Source organism: Streptomyces sp. NPDC052036 (assembly GCF_040680495.1).
Lineage (GTDB): Bacteria > Actinomycetota > Actinomycetes > Streptomycetales > Streptomycetaceae > Streptomyces.
The window spans coordinates 1-2,002 of sequence record NZ_JBFAWW010000119.1 but is presented as its reverse complement, the minus strand read 5'-3'; the positions used below and the strand labels follow the sequence as shown (position 1 = coordinate 2,002).

Sequence of the window (2,002 nt, the reverse complement as noted above, 5' to 3'; positions counted from 1 at the left end):
CGCGACGGTAACACCGCTAGGGGGCAACGGACATGGCGTCGAGGCAACTTCGACCCAGGGCACCCACGAGATCATGCGACTTTGCAACAGCCCTGCCTATTCGGGGCTGTTGTATCCACGCCTCGGCTCCGCGGCGCGGGGTGTTCACGAGTGGGAGTGACCTGCGGTGTCGGGAGAGGGTTGAAGATCGCTTCGCATCCGCAGTGTGATCGTTCCCCGCAGCGCAAAGAGGCAGCTGGTCAGGAATCCTCTCCGTCAGTCCTGGTGTGGGTGGAGACCGTCCAGCAGAACGGTGAGGTAGGCGTCGACGAGGTCGGGCGAGGAGGGTGCGGCGCGGGCGACAGCCAGGGCGGTGGTGCCGATGAGGGTGGTAGCGGTTGTGGGGGCGAGGTCGGCGCGGACCTGCCCGTTGCCCCGTGCGCCGTTGACCATCTCCTCGACGGCGCTGACCAGGTCGGCGCGCAGCCCGGTGGTGGCGGGCAGGTCGAGGCCGGTGAGCTGGTCGTTGATGGCGTGGTGTGCAGCCTGGAAGGTGATCAGCTCGCGCAGGAAAGTACGCAGGGCCTGGAACGGCGTGGTCGTATCGAGCAGCTCGCGGGCGCGTTCGACGACGGGTTTGAGCAGCCGGGAGACAGCGGCGTCCAGCAGGGCGTCCTTGCCGCCGAAGGCGCGCACGACTGTGGCCGCGCCCAGTCCGGCACGCTTGGCAATGGCCTCGACGGTGAGCGCCGCACCCGGTTCGGCCAGTAGCGCCATGGCGGCGTCCAGTGCGAGATCCCGGTTGCGCACAGCATCGGCGCGGCGTTTTGACGCGGGCGCAGGGGGGCCCGGTTGCTCCGAGGGCATTGACAACGGAAATGCTCCTTCCACATACTCATCTGGAACGCACGTTTCACTTAGTCTAGCGCGGGGAGCCCCAATGAACGGGCGGATCCTGATCTCCGGAGCCAGCATCGCCGGACTCACCCTGGCCCACTGGCTGGCCCGGCACGGCTTCTCGCCCACCATCGTTGAGCGCGCCCCCGAACTGCGTACTGGCGGGAACGGGGTGGACGTGAGTGGCGACGCCATCGCGGTCGCCGAGCGGATGGGCCTCATGGGCCGGATCCGCCAACTGGCCGCCGACGTGCACGGCATGAAGTTCGTCGACGCCGCCGACCGCGCCGTCGCCCGGATCGACACCCGCGACGATGCCTCGGTCGAGATCATGCGGGGCGACCTGGTCGCGCTGCTGCGCGAGGCGACCGATGACGTGGAAATCCTGTTCGGTGACTCGATCCAGGCTCTGAAGCAGGACGACCACGGGGTGACCGTCACCTTTGAGCACCATCCCGCCCGCCACTTCGACCTGGTGATCGGCGCTGACGGGATGCACTCCAACCTGCGGGGGCTCGCCTTCGGCCCCGAGGAGCGGTTCATCGAGCACAAGGACCACTACTTCGCCTTCGCCAACGCCGATGGCCGACTGGGCGAGGACCGCTGGGTGACGATGTTCAACACGCCGGGAAAGATGACCGGCATCTACCGATCGGGCAACCACGCCCAGGCCAAGGCGTACTTCATCCTCCGCTCCGAGCGGCTGGACTACGACCACCGCGATGTCGCCGAGCACAAGCGCCTGGTCGCTGAGGCATTCGCGGACCAGCCCTGGCAGCCCGTCCGGGGCCTACTGGCGACGGCCCTGGCCGACCCCGACTTCTACTTCGACGCCCTGGCCCAGGTACAGATGGACTCCTGGTCCAACGGCCGCATCGCGCTGGTCGGGGACGCGGCCTGGTGCGCCTCCCCGGCCTCCGGCGCAGGCGCCGAACTTGCCCTGGTCGGGGCCTACCGCCTGGCGGGCGAACTAGCGGCGGCAGGCGGCGACCACCAGGTCGCCTTCGCCCGCTACGACTCCGCCCACCGGCCACTAGTAGGACTCCGTTAGGTCTGCTTCGATCTTGGGGTCCTGCTTGGCAGGGGTTGGTGGCAGGTGGTGCAGGTGCCGGTCCAGCAGTTCAGC

2 protein-coding genes are annotated in these 2,002 nt (G+C 68.4%); one reads left to right on the top strand and one right to left on the bottom strand.

Annotation, left to right across the window (positions count from 1 at the left end; translation table 11 throughout):
- Positions 1–255: 255 nt before the first annotated feature.
- Positions 256–756: a helix-turn-helix domain-containing protein gene (locus AB0L95_RS42120; protein ID WP_365171961.1), complete on the bottom strand. Its 501-nt coding sequence runs from the start codon at positions 754–756 to the stop codon at positions 256–258.
- Positions 757–919: 163 nt separating this feature from the next.
- Between AB0L95_RS42120 and AB0L95_RS42115 the strand changes: the two genes are divergently transcribed.
- Complete coding sequence (locus AB0L95_RS42115; protein WP_365171959.1) at positions 920–1,927, top strand: FAD-dependent monooxygenase; 1,008 nt, start codon at positions 920–922, stop codon at positions 1,925–1,927.
- Positions 1,928–2,002 lie beyond the last annotated feature (75 nt).

What these genes read in the sequence shown, in the direction of transcription:
- AB0L95_RS42120 (WP_365171961.1), bottom strand. Translation starts at nt 756, where the DNA reads ATGGCGCTACTGGCCGAACCGGGTGCGGCGCTCACCGTCGAGGCCATT.
- AB0L95_RS42115 (WP_365171959.1), top strand. Translation starts at nt 920, where the DNA reads ATGAACGGGCGGATCCTGATCTCCGGAGCCAGCATCGCCGGACTCACC.